Genomic DNA, 19,751 nt, shown 5'->3' with positions numbered 1-19,751 from the left:
TCTGCCGGGGCGTCCACCGGGGTTTCTGACAAGATGGGACGCATGAGCGCGCGCACTGATGCAGGCCGCCCGGAAGCCGGCAGGTAGCCATGCCGGAAATGCCCGAGGTGGCCGGCCTGGTCCAGTTTCTCGACGGACAGCTGCGGGGAATGGTGCTGGCCAAACTGCAGATTGTGTCCTTCGCGGTATTGAAGACAGCCGATCCGCCCTATACGGCGCTCGAAGGCCGGACGGTAAGCGGCGTCCGGCGCTTTGGAAAATTCATCAGCATCGACACGGACGGCGTCTCCCTCGTCTTCCACCTGGCCCGGGCCGGTTGGCTGCGTTTTACGGACCACCCGGCTGAGGGAGCGTTGGGGATGGGCAAGGGCATGATCGCTGTCCGCTGCGCCTTCACCGGGCCGGACGGGCCCTGCGGGTTCGACCTCACCGAAGCCGGCACCAAGAAGAGCCTTGCGGTGTACGTGGTGCGGGACCCCCGGGAAGTGCCAGGCATCGCAACCCTGGGCCCGGACCCCTTCACCGAAGCGTTCGATGCCGACATGCTGGCTGAGATCCTGGCCGGCAGTCCGCAGCAGATCAAGGGCCTGCTGCGCAGCCAGAGCGTCATCGCCGGCATCGGCAACGCCTACAGCGACGAGATCCTGCATGCGGCCAGGATTTCTCCCTTCGCCACTGCGAAATCCCTGGACCGGGCCACCGTACAGGTCCTCTACGACGCCATGCATGACGTCCTGGGCACGGCGATGGCAGAAGCCAGCGGCAAGCCACCGAAGGACCTGAAGGACGTCAAGCGCAGCCACATGAGGGTTCACGCCCGGACCGGCGAAGCCTGCCCGGTGTGCGGGGACACCGTGCGGGAGGTTTCGTTTGCGGACACAGCGCTCCAGTACTGCCCCACCTGCCAGACCAAGGGGAAGATCCTCGCGGACCGCCGGACGTCCAGGTTCCTCAAGTAGGACCCGTCTCCGCAGGCAGCAAAAAGCGGAAGCACCGGAGTTGTCTCCGGCGCTTCCGCCTTGTTTGGTCGGGCTGACAGGATTTGAACCTGCGACCCCTTGACCCCCAGTCAAGTGCGCTACCAAGCTGCGCTACAGCCCGCTGGTTCCGCCGTTCTCCGCTGACCTCTATCCCGGGATTCCTCCGGGGACTTCCATCAGCAGTCCGGCCGAACCACCTAGAAGAGCTTACACGATCCCGGAGGGTGCAAGTGACACTTTCCGGCTTTCGCAGCCCTGCGTGTTGCGGATCACGCTGGTCAGCGCTTCCGGCCGCGCTTTTCGCGCACCCGCATGCTGACCTCGATGGGTGTGCCTTCGAAGCCGAAGGTTTCACGCAGCCGGCGGGTGATGAAACGGCGGTAGCCCGGGTCCAGGAAGCCCGTGGTGAAGAGCACGAATTTCGGCGGCCGGCTGGACGCCTGGGTGCCGAACAGGATGCGGGGCTGCTTGCCGCCGCGGACCGGGTGCGGGTGTGCGGCCACCAGCTCACCCAGGAAGGCGTTGAGGCGGCCGGTGGGGATGCGCTTGTCCCAGTTTTCGAGCGCGCGGTCCAGCGCCGGCACCAGGCGGTCCTTGTGCCAGCCCGTCTTGGCCGAGATATTCACGCGCGGCGCCCAGTCCACGTGCGCCAGGTCCTGTTCGATTTCACGCTCCAGGTAGCGGCGGCGTTCGTCGTCGAGGAGGTCCCACTTGTTGAACGCCAGGACCAGCGCACGGCCGGATTCAATGGCCAGTTGCAGGATCCGGACGTCCTGCTCGCTAAGGACCTCGTCCACGGCGAGGAGCACGACGGCGACCTCCGCCTTTTCGAGCGCGGCCTGCGTCCGCAGCGAGGCGTAGTAGTCCGCGCCCTGGGCCATGTGCTGGCGGCGGCGGATGCCGGCGGTATCCACGAAGCGCCAGGTGCGGCCGCCCAGTTCGATGAATTCATCAACGGGGTCACGGGTGGTCCCGGCTGTGTTGTCCACCACCACGCGCTCGGATCCGGCCAGCTTGTTCAGCAGCGAGGACTTGCCCACGTTCGGCCGGCCGATCAGGGCGATGCGGCGCGGCCCCCCCGAACGTTCGAGTCCCTCGATCGTGGAAAACTCCGGCAGCACGTCCATGACATGGTCCAGCAGGTCGGCGACGCCGCGGCCGTGCAGGGCCGAGACCGGGTACGGTTCGCCGAAGCCAAGGCCCCACAGCACGGCGGAGTCTGCTTCCTGGGCGAAGTCGTCCACCTTGTTGGCCACCAGGATGACCGGCTTCCTGCTGCGCCGCAGCATCTTCATCACGGCTTCGTCAGTAGCGGTGGCCCCGACGGCGGAATCCACGACGAACAGGACGGCATCAGCAAGTTCCACGGCCATCTCGGCCTGCTCCGCCACGCGGGCGTGGATGCCCCGGGCGTCGTGCTCCCAGCCGCCGGTGTCCACAAGGGTGAAGTTGCGGCCGTTCCAGCTGGCCGGGTACATCACGCGGTCCCTGGTAACGCCGGGGGTGTCTTCGACCACGGCTTCGCGACGGCCAAGGATGCGGTTCACGAGGGTGGACTTACCTACGTTGGGCCGTCCGATGATGGCCAGGACGGGGTCCAGTTTGACCGGGCCCTCCAGGTCCTCGTCGCCGAACTCCCCGCTCAGGAGGGCGGCGTCCTCCTCGTCCAGGTCGTAGTCCTCCAGGCCGGCGCGGAGGGACGCGGCACGGAGTTCCGCCTCGTCGTCGTCAATGGCAGCCAGCCGCTCCGCAACCTGGTCGTCGCCTGCGGGCATGTATTCATCGTCGCCGGGGCCGGAATGGCCGGAAGTCTGCGTGGTGTCGCTCATTGCACTGTCCTTAATGGTGGTCTGCCGGCGTCCCGGCCACTGCTGTTAATTCTTTGGAGGTCCCGGCGAAGGGCAAGCGCTGCCCGCTCAGCTGGACGGCATCCCGGACGTGCCCCGCGAGGGCTGCCCGGATCCCGTCCGCTGCCCTGTCCATTGAAGCACGCCCGCTTTCCCCCGCCCGGCGGGTCAGGGTGAGCGCCGTCCCAAAGCTTACGTGGAACCGCCGCCCGGGCCGCGGCACGAAGTCAAGGTGCTCATCCCCGACGCGTGTGCCCAGGATGGCTACCGGCACAACGGGCGCCCCGGAGTTCAGGGCAAGCCATGCCACCCCGCCGTTGATGTCAGAGGCGTCGCCGCTCCCCCGTGTTCCCTCGGGCAGGATTCCCACGCACCGTCCGGCATCCAGCAGGTCCTTGCTGCGCTGCAGTGCAGCCCTGCCACCGCGCCGGTCCACCGGCAGCTGCCCGGACGCGGTCAGCACCTGTCCCAGGAAACCTTTGAACATCTCCTGCTTGACCAGGATGTGCATGGGCCGGGGCGAGGCGCCGAACATCACCGGCCCGTCGAGGAAGCTGATGTGGTTGGCGGCGAAGATCACGGCACCGCCGGCGGGGACGTTGGCCTTTCCCGTGACGGTTGTCCGGTAGACCAGATGGTTGAGGATCCATCCCACCGGCCTGCTCCAGGACATGGTCCAGCCGGGCGGAACGGCAGGCCTGCCGTCAGTCACGGTTGAGGACTTTGGTCACGATGACCAGGGCAGCGTCAACGGTCTGTTCAAAGTCGAGGTCCGAGGAGTCGAGCGTGACGACGCCGTCTGCGGCCTGCGTGAAGTTCACCACCGTGGAGTCCTTGGCGTCCCGGTGGGTCACCTGCGCTGCCAGCTGCTCTGCGTTCTGGGTACCGCCCAGCTGGATGCCGCGGCGGCGAAGGCGGGCTTCCTCGCTTGCCGTCAGCAGCATCCTGACTTCCGCTCCGGGCGCGACGACGGTGGTGATGTCCCTGCCTTCCACCACCATGCGGCGGTGGTGCCTGTCAATCAGTTCCCGCTGCCGCCGGATAAGTTCGGTCCGGGCACCGAGGGTGGTGGCCACGGCGCTGACGGCCGAAGAAATGGCAGGTTCGCGGATGGCATCGGTGACGTCCACACCGCCCACCCGGACGTATTCCTGCTGCGGGCTGGTGCTTAGTTCCAGCACAAAGTCCCGCGACGCCTGCTCCACTGCGGCGGCATCGTCCAGGTCGATGCCGTTGGTGACGCAGTACCAGGTCAGTGCCCGGTACATGGCACCGGTATCAAGGTAGGCCAGCCGCAGCCTGTGGGCCACTTCCTTGCTGACGCTGGACTTGCCGGAACCGGACGGGCCGTCGATGGCCACCACCAGCGGCCTTCCGAGGCGCAGAGCCGGCATGGTCTGAAGAAGTTCCTGTGTCATGACTGAAGTACCCGCCATCCGCGGTCGTTTAATGCTTCGATCAGGTGGTCGTGCTTGTTCGGCAACACTGACAATTCCACCATGCCCACGTTCTGTCCGGAGGAATGGTCCAGCCGCAGGTCTTCAACATTAACGCCGATTTCACCGATTTCGGTGAGCAGCCGCGCGATCTGGCCCGGCTTGTCGTCCACCAGAACGGTCAACCAGGCATACGCCTGCGGCGGTCCGCCGTGCTTGCCCGGAATCCGCGCCTGGCCGGCGTTGCCCTCGCTCATCAGCTGGGCAAGGTCCAGCCGGGCGCCGGGGGCGGTGGGCTGTTCCAGGGTGCCGATGAGCCGGTTCAGGTCCTCCCGCACCCCGTAAAGAATCTCCACCACCTTGGCGGCGTTGCCACCGAGGATCTGGACCCACAGCGTGGGATCGCTGGCGGCGATCCGGGTAACGTCCCGCAGGCCGTTGCCGGCAAGGGACAAGGCATGCAGCGGCGTGCCCTGCAGCCTGCTGGCCAGCAGCGACGACATGATCTGCGGCAGGTGGGAAACGAGCGCCACGGCCTCGTCATGTTCGTCCGCGGTGAACTGTGAGACCACCGCCCCGAGGTCGGTGGCCAGCGAGCGTGCCGTCTGCAGGGCAGCGCCCGACGTCTCGTCCGAGGGGCAGACCACCCACGGCATGGACGTGAAAAGTTCTCCCCTGGCGGCGACGGGTCCGGACTTTTCCCGGCCGGCCATGGGGTGGGTGCCGACATAGCGGGACAGCTCCACGCCGCTGTTCCGCAACCGGGCCAGGATGTCGGCCTTGACGCTGGCGATGTCAACCACCACCGATTCCGGGTAGTCGGCAAGGGCCTTTTGCACGACGTCGGCGGTCACGTCAGGCGGGGCGGCAACCACCACCAGCTGCGGCGGACGGGCGCCGAGCTCGGCGAGGGGCCGGCCGGCTCCGATGTCGACGGCGACGGCCTGGTTGGTTGGCGAAGGGTCGGAGAGGAACACCGCTACCCCGCGCCCCCGCAACCCGAGCCCGATGCTGGTTCCGAGCAGCCCGGTGCCAAGCACCACCACCGGACCGTCAAGGTGCCCGCGGCCCTGGCTGTTGAAAGCTGACATCCTTTAAAGTCCTACGGACGCCAGCAGATGGCCGATTTCCTGCTTGCCCAGGTTCCGGATGCTGCCCTGGCGCTGGTCGCCGAGGCCGATGGGCCCGATTTTGACGCGTACCAGGCGCTGTACCGGGAAGCCGACGGCGTCGAACATACGGCGGACGATCCGGTTCTTGCCGGAGTGCAGCACCACTTCAATGAGCACGTGGCCGGGAGTGGAGTCCACCAGCCGGAAAGAGTCAACCGAGGCAAGGCCGTCTTCCAGCTCGACGCCCGCTTTCAGCTGCGCCCCGACGCCCTGCGGGAAGGGTCCGCGCACCTGGACGAGGTAGGTCTTGGGGACCTCGTAGGAAGGGTGCGTGAGGCGGTTGGCAAGTTCGCCGTCGTTGGTCAGCAGCAGCAGCCCCTCGGTGGCGACGTCCAGGCGGCCAACGTGGAAGAGCCGCTCGCCCTTGTTCTTGGTGTTCTTGAGGAAGTCGCTGATGCAGGGGCGGCCCTCCGGGTCCTCCATGGTGGACACAACACCCTTGGGCTTGTTGAACACCATGTACACCAGGTTTTCGTCCAGCTGGATGCGCAGACCGTCCACGTGGATAACGGCGGTCTTGGGATCCACGCGGACACCGAGCTCGGTGACCACCTGGCCGTCCACCTCCACCCGCCCTTCGGTGATCATCTCCTCGCAGACCCGGCGGGAGGCCACACCTGCGGATGCCATCACCTTCTGGAGGCGCACGCCGTCGGCGTCGTGGAGCTCCGACTGGGGTACCTCACGCCGGGGTCCCCGGCTCCGGGAAGGCTTGCGGACGGGTCCAAGGTTCCGGCCAAAGCGTTCGCTGCCGAAGGCGCGTGATGCGGCCGCACCCGGGGCGGCGCTGCGTGCCTTGGCTTTGGGGGCACCGGGGGTTCCTGGCGCTTTCTTCGCCCCGGGCTTGCGGGCCGAAGGCTTGTGCGGCGACGGTTTGGCCCCTTTGTCCGGCGTCCCCCGGCCGGACTGGGCGGCGGCGATGTCGGGGTCGATGAAGCGTTCCTCACGCGGCTTCGGGGCCCGGTGCGGCCGCTCGCTGCCGAAGCCGGCTCCGCGCCGTGGCGCACCGCCCCGGGACCCGCCGCTGAAGTTTCCTCCCGCGGAGCTGCGCCCCGAACCGTTGTTACCCGACCCTTTACGTGGTGAACCCTGGCGTCCCGCCTGTGTCATGACCCGTCCTTCGTGGTTTTGGCCGGCAAGTGTCCAAAGACAACCCTAGCCAGCCGCGCAGATTAACTCTGCCCTGATAAATTATTTCGTTGCAGGCCGGCGCCGGCCTACATCCTGTCGGCGTCGTAGAACTCCGCAATGCCTTCCAGCCCCGGAAGGTGCGGGGACAACTGCGGCAGGTCCGCTACTGAGCTGATACCCATCCGTTCCAGAAAGTATGACGTTGTCCGGTAAAGGATGGCCCCGGACTCGGGATCCGTGCCCGCATCCTCGATCAGCCCGCGCTGCGCAAGTGTCCGTACGACAGAGTCAACATTGACGCCGCGAATCGCAGACACCCGTGCCCGGGAAACCGGCTGGCGGTACGCGATGACCGCGAGGGTTTCCAATGCCGCCTGGGTGAGCCTGGCTGTCTGTCCCTCGAGCACGTACTTGCCGACAATGTCGGCGAATTCTGCCCTGGAATAGATGCGCCACCCACCGGCGATGTTCCGCAATTCAAAACCCCGGGGGCTGGAACCGAAACCAGCGGTGCTGACCTCTTCCTTGTCCGGGGCGTTAACAGTATAGCCGTTATACTCGCGCTCAAGCTCAGCCAGCAGGGCCCTGACGGCGTCGACGGGAAGCTCAAGGCCGGCAGCCAGTTCGTCCTCCGTGGCGGGCTGGTCCAGGACCATCAGGACTGCTTCAAGGGCGGCCTTCGCCCCGCCGGGCAGGTTTTGGACATTCCGTCCCGGCAGTATGCTTTCCGGCGGTTGTCCGTTCATGGCTGCTCCTCGTATTCCTCGCTCAGGTCTTCCGCCGACCAGTCCCCCGGTCCGCCGGTCCAATGGACGGCGAGGTCGGCAAGCGGCGACAACTGGTCAAACGACACCGCTTTGTCCCGGAACAGCTCCAGCAGCGCCAGGAACCTGGCCACCACCACCAGGGTGGAGTCCGCGTCGACAACCAGTGCGCGGAAAGTCTGTGGTGATTCCTGCTGCAGCCGGAGTCCGAGGAGCCCCGCCTGCTCCTTCACGCTGACCGGGCTGCCGTGCAGGTGGCTGGTTCCCACCTGCACCGGCCGGGGAGGTTTGGGCCGCAGGGCTGCCCCGGCCAGGGCGGCGAACTGTTCGGGAGTATGTTTCCACACCAGTTCGGGCAGCATGGCTGCGAAGTGTGGCTCCAGCCCTACCTGGCGCGGGAAGCGGCGGCCTTCCTGGTGCAGGGTTTCGCCCAGCAGGCCCGCCACCTGCTTAAAGGCCTTGTACTGGAGCAGCCGCGCAAACAACAGGTCCCGCGCTTCGAGCAGTGCGATGTCCTCGTCGTCTTCCACCTCGCCGGCCGGAAGCAGCCGGGCGGCCTTGAGGTCCAGGAGCGTTGCCGCGATCACCAGGAACTCGCTCGCCTCGTCGAGGGCCCATTCCCCGCCGATGTCCTGCAGCTTGCGGATGTACTTGATGAACTCATCGGTGACGGAGGCAAGCGCCACCTCAGTGATGTCCAGCTTGTGCTTGGCGATGAGCCCCAACAGGAGGTCGAACGGACCGGTGAAGTTGGCCAGCCGTACCTCGAAGCCCGGCTTGGGATCGGCCACGGCAAGAGCTACGGCGCGCCGCCGCGGGAGATTAGTTCCTTGGCAAGCCGGCGGTAGGAGTCGGCACCCACATGGTTTCCTGCGTAGGTGGTGATGGGCTCGGCAGCAACCGTGGCGTCGGCGAACTTGATGGACCGCTTAATGACTGTTTCGAAGACCTTGTCCCCGAAAGCCTCCACCAGCCGGGCGATGACCTCGCGGCTGTGCAGGGTGCGGGCGTCGTACATGGTGGCCAGGACGCCGTCCACCTGCAGGCGCGGGTTGAGGCGGTCCTGGACCTTGTCGATGGTCTCCACCAGCAGCGCCACGGCCCGCAGGGCGAAGAACTCACAGATCAGCGGAATGATGACCCCGTGCGCGGCGGTGAGCGCGTTGACGGTCAAAAGGCCAAGGGACGGCTGGCAGTCGATCAGGACGACGTCGTAGTCGTCTTCCACCTTCTTCAGGGCTCGGTCAAGCACCTGTTCCCGGGCAACCTCGTTGACGAGCTGCACTTCGGCGGCGGAGAGGTCTATATTGGCCGGAAGCAGGTCCACGTTCTCCACGCCGGTCTGGTGGATCGCCTCGCGGATGTCGACCTTACGGTCCATCAGCACGTTGTAGACCGTGAGGTCGAGTTCGTGCGGATTGACCCCAAGGCCGGCGGAGAGGGCCCCCTGCGGATCGAAATCGACCAGGAGGACGCGGCGGCCGTACTCAGCAAGCGCCGCAGCCAGGTTGATAGTGGAGGTGGTCTTCCCTACGCCGCCCTTTTGGTTCACCATGGCGATGACGCGGGCCGGACCGTGGGAGGACAGCGACGCGGGTTCCGGGAATTCGCTCAATGGGCGCCCCGTGGGACCCATCACCGCGTTGTCCAGGTCGAATGCCGTGCCCTCCAGAGTTGCTGAACCCTGTTCGATGCTCACGTTTCTGTCCACACTTTCGATGACGGTTATTGCCTGCCGCTGGGAAGACCAGCGCCGTTTCTTCTCCCCCAAGGCTACAGGCGCCGACACGGTAATCGACGGAACTTGACTTTAAGCGGATGTTGAGCCTTGACCCTCTACTAGAGGTCGAAGGTTGGCGTTCGAAATAGACAAAACCGCCCCTGCAGCGGCGCTGCGGGGGCGGTTTTGCGGGGTGGCCGCTAGGCGTTGACCGGGACGGACTTGGCTTCAGCCTGCTCCGGAGCGGCCTCGCCGTGGTGGTGGGCCAGCATGGTTGCTTCGTCGAAGGGCTCCTGTCCGGAGAGGACGCGGTTGACCTGTCCGCCGTCGATCTCCTTCACCCAGGTACCGATCAGGACGGTTGCCACCGCGTTACCGGTGAAGTTGGTCAGGGCCCGGGCCTCGGACATGAACCGGTCGATCCCGACGATCATTCCCACGCCGCCGAGCAGTTCCGGCTTGTGGGCCTGCAGGCCGGCGGCAAGGGTTGCCAGGCCGGCACCGGTGACGCCCGCCGCGCCCTTGGAGGCGATGATCATAAAGACCAGCAGCGAGATCTGGGCGCCCAGGTCCAGCGGGGTTCCCATCGCGTTCGCAACGAAGAGGGCTGCCATGGTCAGGTAGATCGCCGTGCCGTCGAGATTGAAGGAGTATCCGGTGGGGACGGTGACGCCCACGACGGGCTTGGAGACGCCCAGGTGTTCCATCTTGGCGATCAGGCGGGGCAGGGCCGCTTCGGAGGACGACGTGGAGAAGATCAGCAGGTATTCGCGGCCCAGGTACTTCATCAGCTTGAAGATGTTGACGCCGGTGACAACCTTGAGCAGGCCGCCGAGGATGATGACGATGAACAGCGCGCAGGTGATGTAGAAGGCAGCCATCAGGGTGAACATGCTGACGATGGCCTGGACGCCGGTGGCTCCCACGACGGCGGCGATGGCACCGAAAGCGCCCACCGGGGCCAGCCACATGATCATGATCAGGATGCGGAACACCAGGACCTGGCCATGGCCGATGGCCTTCAGGATGGGGGCGCCCTGGGGGCCCATCTTCTGGAGGGCGAACCCTACGAGGATGGCGGCGAAGAGGGTGGGAAGGACCGGAATGTCGCCGGGGATAATCCCGAGGAGGAAGGCAACAGTGCTGTCAACTTCGGCCTTCTTCGAGGGATCGTACGGGGCCAGCTTCAGGCCGTCACCGGGGTGGATCAGGTTGCCGACCACCAGGCCGATGGCGAGCGCGAAGGTGGACATCAGGACGAAGTAACCCAGTGCCAGGCCGCCCACCTTGCCGACGGTGGCCGCCTTGGCAATGGAACCGATACCCAGGACGATGGTGCAGAAAATGACCGGGGCGATCATCATCTTGATCAGCTTGATGAACCCGTCGCCCAGGGGCTTGAGTGACTTGCCCGCTTCGGGGAACATCAGGCCCACCAGCGCGCCGAGGATAACGGCGGCGATGACGGCAATATAGAGGTAGTGCGACTTGTCGATGCCCTTGCGCCGCGACTTCACGGTGTCGAGCGACTCTCCTCGTTGAGAAGCCATGATGTGTCTCCTTATGGATAATCTGATAGACGCTGCGGCACAGTCTCTGGGCTCAAACGTCCTTGCGGTGTGACATCCATCATTGGACAGGCCGTGATCCAGCTCACCGTTGCGTTCATATTGGTCGCAACGCACTGTTTTTTCGTCACGCCTGGTCGGAGGGGTATCAGATGATCCATCACTGGAGTATCGCCCGCAGGCTCTTTGTGGCCAACCTGCTGATCGTGGTGGTGTTCATCGCCATCGTGGGCACAGCTGCCTACGTGGATGCCCGGGACCGGACGTACGACGAGGCAGGCATCCGGATGGCGGGAATCGCCAACTCGATTGCCGCGAGCCCGCAGGTGCTGGAGGCAGCCGCCTCCGCCGATCCGCCATCCCTGCTGCAGCCCTACGCCCGCGACGTCATGGCCACCGCGGACGTCGACTTCATCACCATCATGGCTCCGGACCGGACCCGGTGGACGCATCCACGGGAAGAGGAAATCGGCCGGCCCTACATCGGCTCCGTCGACGCCGCATTGAGGGGCGGGGAGTTCACCGAGGTGACTGCCGGGACTCTTGGTCCGTCCGTACGGACCATCGTTCCGGTCAAGGACGATTCAGGGACGGTCAGGGCACTGGTGGCTGCGGGCGTGACGGTGCGGACCGTGGACGTGGCTTTCGCTGCACGCCTGCCGGCCCTGCTGGGCATCGGGCTCGCCCTGCTGCTGGGCGGATCGTGGGCATCGTGGCTGCTGGGCCGGTATCTGCGGCGCGTCACCCGGGGCTGGGGGCCGGAGCAGCTGGCGCAGCTGTTCGCCTACTACGAATCTGTCCTGCACTCGGTCCGGGAAGGATTGATCCTGATCGATGCGAAGGGCAGCGTGGTGATGTACAACGACCAGGCTGCCGAACTCCTTGGCCTTGCGGCAACAGACGGCAGGGACCCCCTGCGGCCCCCTGCCCTGGCGGACCTGCCAATCGACGACGGGCTGCGGCGCCTGTTTGAATCCGGCCGCACGGCCAAGGACGAGATCGTCCTGACGGGGTCGCGGGTCCTCGTGGTGAACCAGGGGCCGGCCAGGGGGCCCGAACCCGCCGGTGCCCGCGGCAGGGCACCGGTGTACGGCACGGTGGCCACGCTGCGGGACCGGACGGAGATCGAAGCGCTGGGCAACGAGCTGGAAACCATGCGGACCCTGTCCGACGCACTGAGGGCGCAGACTCACGAGCACGCCAACCGGCTCCACACCATGGTCTCGCTCCTTGAGCTCGGCCGTACCCGGGAAGCCCTCGACTTTGCCACCAGGGACCTTGCCCTGAGCCAACAGCTGACGGACGACATGGTGGGCTCGGTGGACGAGCCGGTCCTGGGCGCGCTGGTTGTGGGCAAGGTGGCAGAGGCACATGAGCGGGGTGTGCAGCTGGACGTGGCAGCACTGGGCGCCGGAACTGCTGCCGGGATCGCCGTCCAGGACCTGGTGACCATCCTGGGAAACCTTCTGGACAACGCGATTGACGCCGCGGCGGAGGGGCCACCTCCCCGCCGTGTTGAACTGACGGTGGAATCGGACGAGGAAGGCCTCGATATCGCTGTCCACGATTCCGGGCCACCCATCGATCCCGCCGCTGCCGATGACATCTTCCGTCACGGTTACAGCACCAAGCCTGCGGGGCCGGGAGGACGCGGCATCGGGCTGGCCCTTGTCCGGCAGGCAGTCCAGCGCCTGGGGGGTACGCTGGCGATTAACGGACGGCGCGGTGCGAAATTCGAGGTGTTCCTCCCCGCAGCGGTTACCCCGGAAAAGGAGCACCAACAGTGAGCAGCATCCGAGTCCTGGTGGTTGAGGATGAGGCCATCGCATCCGCAGCCCATGCGGCCTTTGTGGGCCGGCTGCCCGGATTCGAACTCGCCGGTACCGCACCTGACGGCCAGTCCGCGCTGCGGCTCCTCACGGAGTTTTCGGCGGCAGGCAACCCGGTGGAACTTGTCCTGCTGGACATGAACCTGCCGGACCTCCACGGCCTGGACATCGCCCGGCGGATGCGGTCGGCGGGCATCCTGGCCGACATCATTGCCATCACGGCCGTCCGGGAACTGGCGATCGTGCGCAGCGCGGTGGCCATCGGCGTGGTGCAGTACCTGATCAAGCCCTTCACGTTTGCCACCTTCGCGGACAAGCTGGAGAGCTACCGGCAGTTCCGGCAGCAGCTCGCAGGTCCGGGCTCCGCTTCCGGGAAGTCCGCAGCCTCGCAAAGCGAGGTGGACCAGGCCTTCGCCAGCCTGCGGGCACCGTCGGAGTTGCCGTTGCCGAAAGGACTGTCAGTGTCCACGCTGGAATCCGTCCAGGACTTCCTGAAGCGCCAGCAGGACGCGGTATCCGCCACCGAGGTCATGGACGCACTGGGCATGTCCAGGGTGACGGCCCGCCGCTACCTCGAGTACCTGGCCGACGCCGGGAGGGTGTCCCGCACTGCGCGGTACGGAACACCCGGCCGTCCGGAGAACGAGTACCGCTGGACCGCAAGGTAAACCTTTGTTGTATACACAACTGGGAGAGAGAGCAGATTTTTCCTCTTCATCACCCATTCAGCCATAGCTCTGTATACACTGGACACGGCTTAACTGAAGGGAGCAGCAGTGCGCGCCAGTGAACGTGCCTATGCGGCGCTGCGGGACGACATCGTCGAATGGCGGCTGCCGCCCGGTTCAGTGCTGGCGGAGGTGGAGCAGTCCGAACGCCTCGGGGTATCCCGCACTCCGCTCCGCGAGGCGCTGGGCCGCCTCACGGCGGAAGGGCTGACGACGACGGCGTCCGGCCGCGGCGTCGTCGTTACCGGCATCTCGCTCGCTGACATCGATGAGCTCTTCGAACTGCGGGAAACACTGGAAGGAAGGGCAGCGTTCCTTGCCGCCGGGCGGGCGGAGGCTGCCGTGTTCCGCCAGTTGCAGGAAGAACTCCTGGAAGCCCCGGCACTCCTGGCCGGCCCCGCACCCGCGACCCACAAGTACTACGAACTGGCGGCGCGGCTGGACGATGCCATCGATTCGGCCGTGGCAAACTCCTACCTTGTGCAGGCAATGCGGGGCCTGCGCGTACACCTGGTCCGCATCCGCCGGATGGCCGCCGACAACCCGGGCCGGCTGACAGCCGCAGCATGCGAGCACGCTGCCATCGCCGGTGCCATCGCAGATGGCAACCCGCGGCTGGCTGAAGCTGCCACCCTTGTCCACCTGCACCGCAGCCTTTCCCATATCAAAGCCACCTCCCAGACCAACTGAAGGAGACCCATGGTCCAGGAACACCACGTCCGCGTGTACAAGAGTGAAGAGAACCTTGCCCGCGAGGACCAGCTGGCCCACAAGATCGCGATGGTCGCCGCCGACCCCGTGGAGGTTACAGACGATGTGACCGGCATGGTGATCAACCGGATCATCGACAATGCATCGGTGGCCATAGCGTCGCTGAACCGGGCACCGATCGTCTCCGCCCGGGCACAGGCCCTGGCGCACGCACCCAGCGCCGGCGGCAGGGGTGCCAGGGTGTTCGGCATCCAGGAGCGGGTGTCCCCCGAGTGGGCTGCCTGGGCAAACGGCGTGGCGGTAAGGGAGCTGGACTACCACGACACCTTTCTCGCCGCAGACTACTCGCACCCCGGCGACAACATTCCCCCGATCCTGGCCGTCGCCCAGCACGTTGGTTCCAGCGGTGCTGACCTGGTCCGCGGCATCACCACCGGGTATGAGATCCAGGTGAACCTGGTCAAGGCCATTTGCCTGCACAAGCACAAGATCGACCACGTCGCCCACCTCGGCCCCTCCGCGGCCGCCGGTATCGGCACCCTGCTGGGCCTCGACGTCGAAACCATCTTCCAGTCCGTCGGCCAGGCGCTGCACACCACCACGGCGACCCGGCAGTCGCGCAAGGGCGAGATCTCAACCTGGAAAGCCCACGCTCCCGCGTTCGCCGGAAAGATGGCCGTGGAGGCCGCGGACCGGGCCATGCGCGGGCAGACCTCCCCCGTACCGATCTACGAAGGCGAAGACGGCGTGATTGCCTGGCTGCTGGACGGCCCCAGCGCCTCCTACCAGGTCCCCCTCCCGGCGCCCGGCGAGGCAAAGCGTGCAATCCTGGACACCTACACAAAGGAACACTCGGCCGAATACCAGGCGCAGGCCTGGATCGACCTCGCCCGCAAGCTCCACCGCGAACACCCGGAGGCCACGGATCCGGCCAACGTAAAGTCGGTGCTGATCAGGACCAGCCACCACACCCACTACGTCATCGGTTCCGGTGCCAACGACCCGCAGAAATACAGCCCCACCGCCTCCCGGGAAACCCTGGACCACTCCATTCCGTACATCTTCACCGTTGCCCTGCAGGACGGGTCCTGGCACCACGTGGACTCCTACGCCCCCGAACGGGCCGCCCGCCCGGACACGGTGGCACTGTGGCAGAAGGTCGCCACCGAGGAGGACCCGGAGTGGACCCGCCGCTACCATTCCCTTGACATCAGTGAAAAAGCCTTCGGGGGCTCCGTGGACATCACCCTTGCCGACGGCACGGTGATCAGTGACCGGATCGCCGTCGCCGACGCCCACCCGCTCGGCGCCCGCCCCTTCGCCCGGGAACAATACGTGCACAAGTTCCGCACGCTCGCTGCGGGGCTCGTGGCTGACACCGAAATCGAAAGGTTCCTCGCCGCCGTCGAACGCCTCCCCGAACTCGGCCCCGGGGAACTGGACCAGCTCAACATCACCGCCGCCCCCGGCGTCATCAACCTGGACGCAGCACCGAAGGGACTGTTCTAGATGCTGTACTCCACCACCACACCCGAACAGAAGCGGATCAGGTTCCGCGAACTCCTGGCCGGCGGAAGCATCGTGCAGTTTCCCGGGGCCTTCAACCCGCTCTCCGCCCGGCTCATGCAGGAGAAGGGCTTCGAGGGCGTCTACATCTCCGGCGCCGTCCTGGCCAACGACCTCGGCCTGCCCGACATCGGGCTGACCACCCTCACCGAAGTCGCCACCCGCGCCGGGCAGATCGCCCGGATGACCGACCTGCCCGCCATCGTCGACGCCGACACCGGCTTCGGCGAACCAATGAACGTCGCCCGCACCGTCCAGGAACTCGAAAACGCCGGCCTCGCCGGACTGCACATCGAGGACCAGTTCAACCCCAAGCGCTGCGGCCACCTCGACGGGAAAAACGTCGTGGACCTCGACACCGCCACCAAACGCATCCGCGCCGCCGCCGACGCCCGCCGCGACCCCAACTTCCTCATCATGGCGCGCACGGACATCCGCGCAGTGGAAGGACTCGCCGCCGCACAGGACCGTGCCAAAGCCCTCGTGGAGGCCGGGGCGGATGCAATCTTCCCCGAGGCCATGAAGGACCTTGCGGAGTTCCAGGCCATCCGGGATGCCGTGGACGTGCCCATCCTGGCCAACATGACCGAGTTCGGCAAAAGCGACCTGTTCACCACGGAACAGCTCCAGGACGCGGGCGTGAACATGGTGATCTATCCCGTCACCCTCCTCCGTAGTGCCATGGGCGCCGCCGAGCGTACGCTGGACTCGATCAAGGCAAACGGAACACAGGAAGCACAGGTGGGCACCATGCTCACCCGGGCACGTCTCTACGACCTCGTGGACTACGAGGGGTACAACAGGTTCGACACGGAAGTCTTCAACTTCCAGGTCCCGGGCAAGCGCTGAACCAACCCACCCGCCGGCCGGGGCCGGCATCCAACAGGCGACAGGAACAAAGGAGTTTCAGCATGGCTGAACAGGACATCAAAAAGGGCCTCGCCGGCGTCGTGGTGGATTACACCTCCGTCTCCAAGGTCAATCCGGACACCAACTCGCTGCTCTACCGCGGGTATCCCGTCCAGGAACTGGCCGCCCGCTGCAGCTTCGAGGAGGTTGCCTACCTCCTCTGGAACGGAGAACTTCCCTCCGGGGAACAGCTGGCGGAGTTCAGGGCGCGGGAACGCGCGGGCAGGGCCCTGGACCCGGTGGTGAAGCAGGTGATCGACGCGCTGCCCACCAGCGCCCATCCCATGGATGTCTGCCGGACGGCCGCATCCGTGCTGGGTGCGCGGCATCCGCTGGCAGAGGACTCCTCACGCGAAGCCAATATGGCCAAGGCGGTGGACCTGTTCGCCGCGATGCCCGCCGTCGTGGCCTATGACCAGCGCCGCCGCCGTGGCCAAAACATTGTGGAGCCCCGCGACGACCTTGGCTACTCGGCCAACTTCCTGTGGATGGCCTTTGGCGAGGAACAGGTCCCGGAGGTGGTGGAAGCGTTCAACGTCTCGATGATCCTGTACGCCGAGCACTCCTTCAATGCGTCCACGTTCACCGCCCGGGTCATCACGTCCACGCTTTCGGACCTGCACTCGGCCGTCACCGGAGCGATTGGAGCCCTAAAGGGACCACTGCACGGCGGTGCCAATGAAGCCGTGATGCACACGTTCGACGAGATCGGCATCCGCCCGCAGGAGTCCCTGGAGGAAGCGGCCGCCCGCGCCAAGGCGTGGATGGAGAACGCCCTGGCGCAGAAAAAGAAGGTCATGGGCTTCGGCCACCGGGTCTACAAGCATGGCGACTCCCGTGTCCCCACCATGAAGGCGGCGCTGGACAAGATGATTGCCCACTACGGCCGGCCCGAGCTGCTGGGCCTGTACCAGGGCCTGGAAGCCGCGATGGACGAGGCCAAGGGCATCAAGCCCAACCTGGATTACCCTGCCGGACCCACCTACCACCTCATGGGATTCGATACCGCCACCTTCACCCCGCTGTTCGTGGCCAGCCGGATCACGGGGTGGACGGCGCACATCATGGAGCAGCTGGATGCCAATTCGCTGATCCGGCCGCTGAGCGAGTACGTGGGCGCGGAGGAACGGCACCTGCCGTAGCCGCCGGGCGTGTTGATGCACGACGGCGGGCCGCCCGCCCCGGCAGCTCCCCGCAGCCGGCGTTGTTCCACGTCAGGGCAGGAGGCTTTCGGACGAGGCGACGGATTCGTTGTCCGTGTGCATGGTAACCACTACGTTGACCCTGCCGCCTTCGAGCACCACCGGCAGCCAGTGGTCGGCGTCCTGCCACATGCGGTCCGCCGGCAGGCTGCTGGTGCGGAACCACTCCGGCACGATTTCCTCGCTGGGTGCCGGCTCCCCGAGCCAGCGCCTGGCAGTGAAGAGGCGGGTGTCCATGTCCCATTCCGGGCGCGCCGGGAAAACAAACCGGACCGCGCCGGCGTCCGCCAGGTCCTCCGGCCGTACCGTCACCCCGGTTTCCTCGAAGACTTCCCGGATGACAGCCTCGCGGTGGCTCTCCCCCGGCTCCACGTGGCCGCCGATCCCAACCACCTTGCCCCTGCCAAACCCGGTACGCTTCAGGCCGAGCAACACCTCGGTGCCGTCCGGGGTGTCCCGGAGGAGGAAGCACAGCGTGACGGCCGCCCCGGCCGCCGTCATCCGACAGCCCTGGGGTGGGCGGCCGCGTAGATTTCGCGCAGGGTGTCCGCGGTCACCAGGGTGTAAACCTGCGTGGTGGTCACCGAGGCGTGGCCCAGGAGTTCCTGGACCACCCGGACGTCGGCGCCGCCTTCCAGCAGGTGGGTAGCGAACGAATGCCGCAGCGTGTGGGGGGAAACGTCCTTGGTGATGCCGGCCTTTTCGGCGGCCGACTTCAGGATGGTCCAGGCACTCTGGCGGCTAAGCCTTCCCCCGCGCGCATTCAGGAACAGCGCGGGTGTCCCCTTGCCCTTGGCGGCCAGCAACGGACGGCCCCGGACCAGGTAGGCGTCCAGGGCGCGGGCCCCGTACGAGCCCAACGGAACCATCCGCTCCTTGGACCCCTTGCCGAAGAGGCGGACGATGGCGGGCCCATCACCGGCGTCCGCCAGGGAAATATCGTCCACGTCCAGCCCAACAGCCTCGCTGATCCGGGCCCCCGTCGAGTACAGGAACTCCAGCAGGGCCCGGTCCCGGAGCCCGGTGGCGGTGTCCGTCCCTGCCGCTTCCAGGATCCGGGTGACCTCGTCCACGCTGATGGCCTTGGGCAGCCGCTTGCCGGCCATGGGCGGGTGAACCTCGCTGGCGGGGTCTGTGGGGGTATGGCCCTCCAGGGCCCAGAACTTGTGCAGCCCGCGGACCGCCACCACCGTCCTGGCCGCTGAGCGGATGCCCAGGGCGGAACCGCCGTCGGACCCGTCGGAGAGGGCCCGGACATAGCCGGTCACATGGTGGCGCGTGATGTCCTCCGGCCGCCGGCACCCCCCTGCCCCAAGGTAGCGGGCGTAACGGGCGAGGTCGCGGCGGTAAGCGGCAAGGGTGTTTGCTGCCAGCCCGCGTTCCACGCCCAGGTGCTGGAGGTAGTCCGTGATGCCGCGGTCGATGGCGGTGGGAACAGGTGCCGGGGCCGCCTTAAGGGCAGGTGCCGGTTGAGCCAGGGGGGCTGCTTCGGCTGATGGCGCTGCTTCGGCCGAGGGACCTGGGACCATCAGCGCTGGCTGGGGTGCGCAGGCCAGGGAGCGTCGGCGGGACGCAGGCTTGCGTAGCCGTCAGCGCGCGCCGCAGCTGCGGCAAGGATCCCGACGACGGCGGACGGGTTGTGGAGCCGGCCCGCCAGTACCGAGGCCACGGCGTCGTCCAGGCTGATCCAGTGGAACTCGATCTCCGCTTCCTCGTCCGTCCGCTCGTGGCGTTCATGATGGGGCACCTCGGTAAGGTCCCGGGCAAGGTAGACCCGGATTGCTTCGCTGGAGGATCCGGGGGAATTGAAGACATCCGCCAGGACATTCCAGGTCCCGGCGGCCAGGTCCGCTTCTTCGGCGAGTTCGCGCGCCGCACCCACCACAAAGTCTTCGCCCTCAATGTCGAGCAGGCCGGCCGGAATTTCCCAAAGGTCCATGCCCACCGGGTGCCGGTACTGCTTCAGCAGCAGAATCTCACCGGCCTCGTTCATTGGAAGGACGGCCACCGCCCCGGGATGCTCGATGTAGTCCCGGGTGAGGGCCTCGCCGGTCTCCTGCAGCTGGAAGGTGTCGCTCACGACGTCCCAAATCCGGCCCTCATAAACCTTCTCGGTAGACAAAAGACGGCGCGGGCTCGGTGCATCCGAAACCTGCACTGCGTGGGTGGCTTCAAATGTACCGGGCAT

At 66.4% G+C, this 19,751-nt stretch carries 18 protein-coding genes, 1 tRNA gene and 1 pseudogene; 7 read left to right on the top strand and 13 right to left on the bottom strand.

Features of this window, described 5'->3' with window-relative positions; all coding sequences use genetic code 11:
* The first annotated feature begins 89 nt into the window (after nt 1-89).
* A complete protein-coding gene (locus ACLH0K_RS07305; RefSeq protein ID WP_411376130.1) occupies nt 90-959 on the top strand; it encodes an Fpg/Nei family DNA glycosylase in 870 nt (289 codons plus the stop codon).
* Nucleotides 960-1,024: 65 nt separating this feature from the next.
* Here the strand turns inward: ACLH0K_RS07305 and ACLH0K_RS07300 are convergent.
* From ACLH0K_RS07300 to ACLH0K_RS07255, 10 genes are all read right to left on the bottom strand, one after another.
* Nucleotides 1,025-1,101: transfer RNA gene (locus tag ACLH0K_RS07300), tRNA-Pro, on the bottom strand.
* 157 nt (nt 1,102-1,258) lie between these two features.
* Nucleotides 1,259-2,809 carry a ribosome biogenesis GTPase Der gene (gene der / locus ACLH0K_RS07295; protein WP_411376129.1) on the bottom strand — a complete coding sequence of 517 codons (1,551 nt, stop codon included), beginning with the start codon at nt 2,807-2,809 and terminating at the stop codon, nt 1,259-1,261.
* 10 nt (nt 2,810-2,819) lie between these two features.
* Complete coding sequence (locus ACLH0K_RS07290) at nt 2,820-3,500, bottom strand: lysophospholipid acyltransferase family protein (RefSeq protein WP_411376429.1); 681 nt, start codon at nt 3,498-3,500, stop codon at nt 2,820-2,822.
* Nucleotides 3,501-3,531: 31 nt separating this feature from the next.
* On the bottom strand, nt 3,532-4,245 hold the full coding sequence (gene cmk, locus ACLH0K_RS07285; RefSeq protein WP_411376128.1) for a (d)CMP kinase: 714 nt from the start codon (nt 4,243-4,245) through the stop codon (nt 3,532-3,534).
* Nucleotides 4,242-5,354: a prephenate dehydrogenase gene (locus ACLH0K_RS07280; protein ID WP_411376127.1), complete on the bottom strand. Its 1,113-nt coding sequence runs from the start codon at nt 5,352-5,354 to the stop codon at nt 4,242-4,244. Before ACLH0K_RS07280 ends, cmk begins: the two co-directional genes overlap by 4 nt.
* Before the next feature lie 3 nt (nt 5,355-5,357).
* Nucleotides 5,358-6,545: a pseudouridine synthase gene (locus ACLH0K_RS07275; RefSeq protein WP_411376126.1), complete on the bottom strand. Its 1,188-nt coding sequence runs from the start codon at nt 6,543-6,545 to the stop codon at nt 5,358-5,360.
* A 107-nt stretch (nt 6,546-6,652) separates the two neighbouring features.
* Nucleotides 6,653-7,312 (bottom strand): SMC-Scp complex subunit ScpB, encoded by a 660-nt coding sequence (scpB, locus tag ACLH0K_RS07270; protein ID WP_411376125.1) that lies wholly within the window; start codon nt 7,310-7,312, stop codon nt 6,653-6,655.
* Nucleotides 7,309-8,121: a segregation and condensation protein A gene (locus tag ACLH0K_RS07265; RefSeq protein ID WP_411376124.1), complete on the bottom strand. Its 813-nt coding sequence runs from the start codon at nt 8,119-8,121 to the stop codon at nt 7,309-7,311. The genes scpB and ACLH0K_RS07265 overlap by 4 nt, the downstream gene beginning before the upstream one ends.
* An 8-nt stretch (nt 8,122-8,129) precedes the next feature.
* Nucleotides 8,130-9,029 (bottom strand): ParA family protein, encoded by a 900-nt coding sequence (locus ACLH0K_RS07260; RefSeq protein WP_411376123.1) that lies wholly within the window; start codon nt 9,027-9,029, stop codon nt 8,130-8,132.
* 221 nt (nt 9,030-9,250) lie between these two features.
* Entirely contained in the window at nt 9,251-10,600 is a 1,350-nt protein-coding gene (locus ACLH0K_RS07255) for a cation:dicarboxylate symporter family transporter (RefSeq protein WP_411376122.1), read from the bottom strand.
* A gap of 170 nt (nt 10,601-10,770) precedes the next feature.
* Between ACLH0K_RS07255 and ACLH0K_RS07250 the strand changes: the two genes are divergently transcribed.
* From ACLH0K_RS07250 to ACLH0K_RS07225, 6 genes and pseudogenes are all read left to right on the top strand, one after another.
* Nucleotides 10,771-12,405, top strand: coding sequence for an ATP-binding protein (locus tag ACLH0K_RS07250; protein WP_411376121.1), 1,635 nt, complete (start codon nt 10,771-10,773; stop codon nt 12,403-12,405).
* Nucleotides 12,402-13,115 carry a response regulator gene (locus tag ACLH0K_RS07245; protein ID WP_411376120.1) on the top strand — a complete coding sequence of 238 codons (714 nt, stop codon included), beginning with the start codon at nt 12,402-12,404 and terminating at the stop codon, nt 13,113-13,115. Before ACLH0K_RS07250 ends, ACLH0K_RS07245 begins: the two co-directional genes overlap by 4 nt.
* 108 nt (nt 13,116-13,223) lie before the next feature.
* Nucleotides 13,224-13,912, top strand: a pseudogene (locus tag ACLH0K_RS07240) (GntR family transcriptional regulator).
* Entirely contained in the window at nt 13,875-15,395 is a 1,521-nt protein-coding gene (locus tag ACLH0K_RS07235; RefSeq protein ID WP_411376119.1) for an MmgE/PrpD family protein, read from the top strand. Before ACLH0K_RS07240 ends, ACLH0K_RS07235 begins: the two are co-directional and overlap by 38 nt.
* Nucleotides 15,396-16,301, top strand: a complete 906-nt coding sequence (gene prpB, locus ACLH0K_RS07230) for a methylisocitrate lyase (RefSeq protein ID WP_411376118.1) — start codon at nt 15,396-15,398, stop codon at nt 16,299-16,301.
* A gap of 62 nt (nt 16,302-16,363) precedes the next feature.
* Nucleotides 16,364-17,503, top strand: coding sequence for a bifunctional 2-methylcitrate synthase/citrate synthase (locus ACLH0K_RS07225; protein WP_411376117.1), 1,140 nt, complete (start codon nt 16,364-16,366; stop codon nt 17,501-17,503).
* Between the two features lie 72 nt (nt 17,504-17,575).
* Here ACLH0K_RS07225 and ACLH0K_RS07220 read toward each other — a convergent pair whose 3' ends face one another.
* The 3 genes from ACLH0K_RS07220 to ACLH0K_RS07210 are packed head-to-tail and all read right to left on the bottom strand — an operon-like array spanning nt 17,576 to nt 19,751.
* A complete protein-coding gene (locus ACLH0K_RS07220; protein WP_411376116.1) occupies nt 17,576-18,064 on the bottom strand; it encodes an 8-oxo-dGTP diphosphatase in 489 nt (162 codons plus the stop codon).
* On the bottom strand, nt 18,061-19,092 hold the full coding sequence (gene xerD / locus ACLH0K_RS07215; protein WP_411376115.1) for a site-specific tyrosine recombinase XerD: 1,032 nt from the start codon (nt 19,090-19,092) through the stop codon (nt 18,061-18,063). The genes ACLH0K_RS07220 and xerD overlap by 4 nt, the downstream gene beginning before the upstream one ends.
* Nucleotides 19,092-19,751 carry an NUDIX domain-containing protein gene (locus tag ACLH0K_RS07210; RefSeq protein WP_411376114.1) on the bottom strand — a complete coding sequence of 220 codons (660 nt, stop codon included), beginning with the start codon at nt 19,749-19,751 and terminating at the stop codon, nt 19,092-19,094. The genes xerD and ACLH0K_RS07210 overlap by 1 nt, the downstream gene beginning before the upstream one ends.

The sequence above is a fragment of the Arthrobacter sp. MPF02 genome, from assembly GCF_046605375.1.
Classification (GTDB): domain Bacteria; phylum Actinomycetota; class Actinomycetes; order Actinomycetales; family Micrococcaceae; genus Arthrobacter.
The sequence above is the reverse complement of the archived record's forward strand: the minus strand, read 5'-3'. Positions and strand labels throughout refer to the sequence as shown.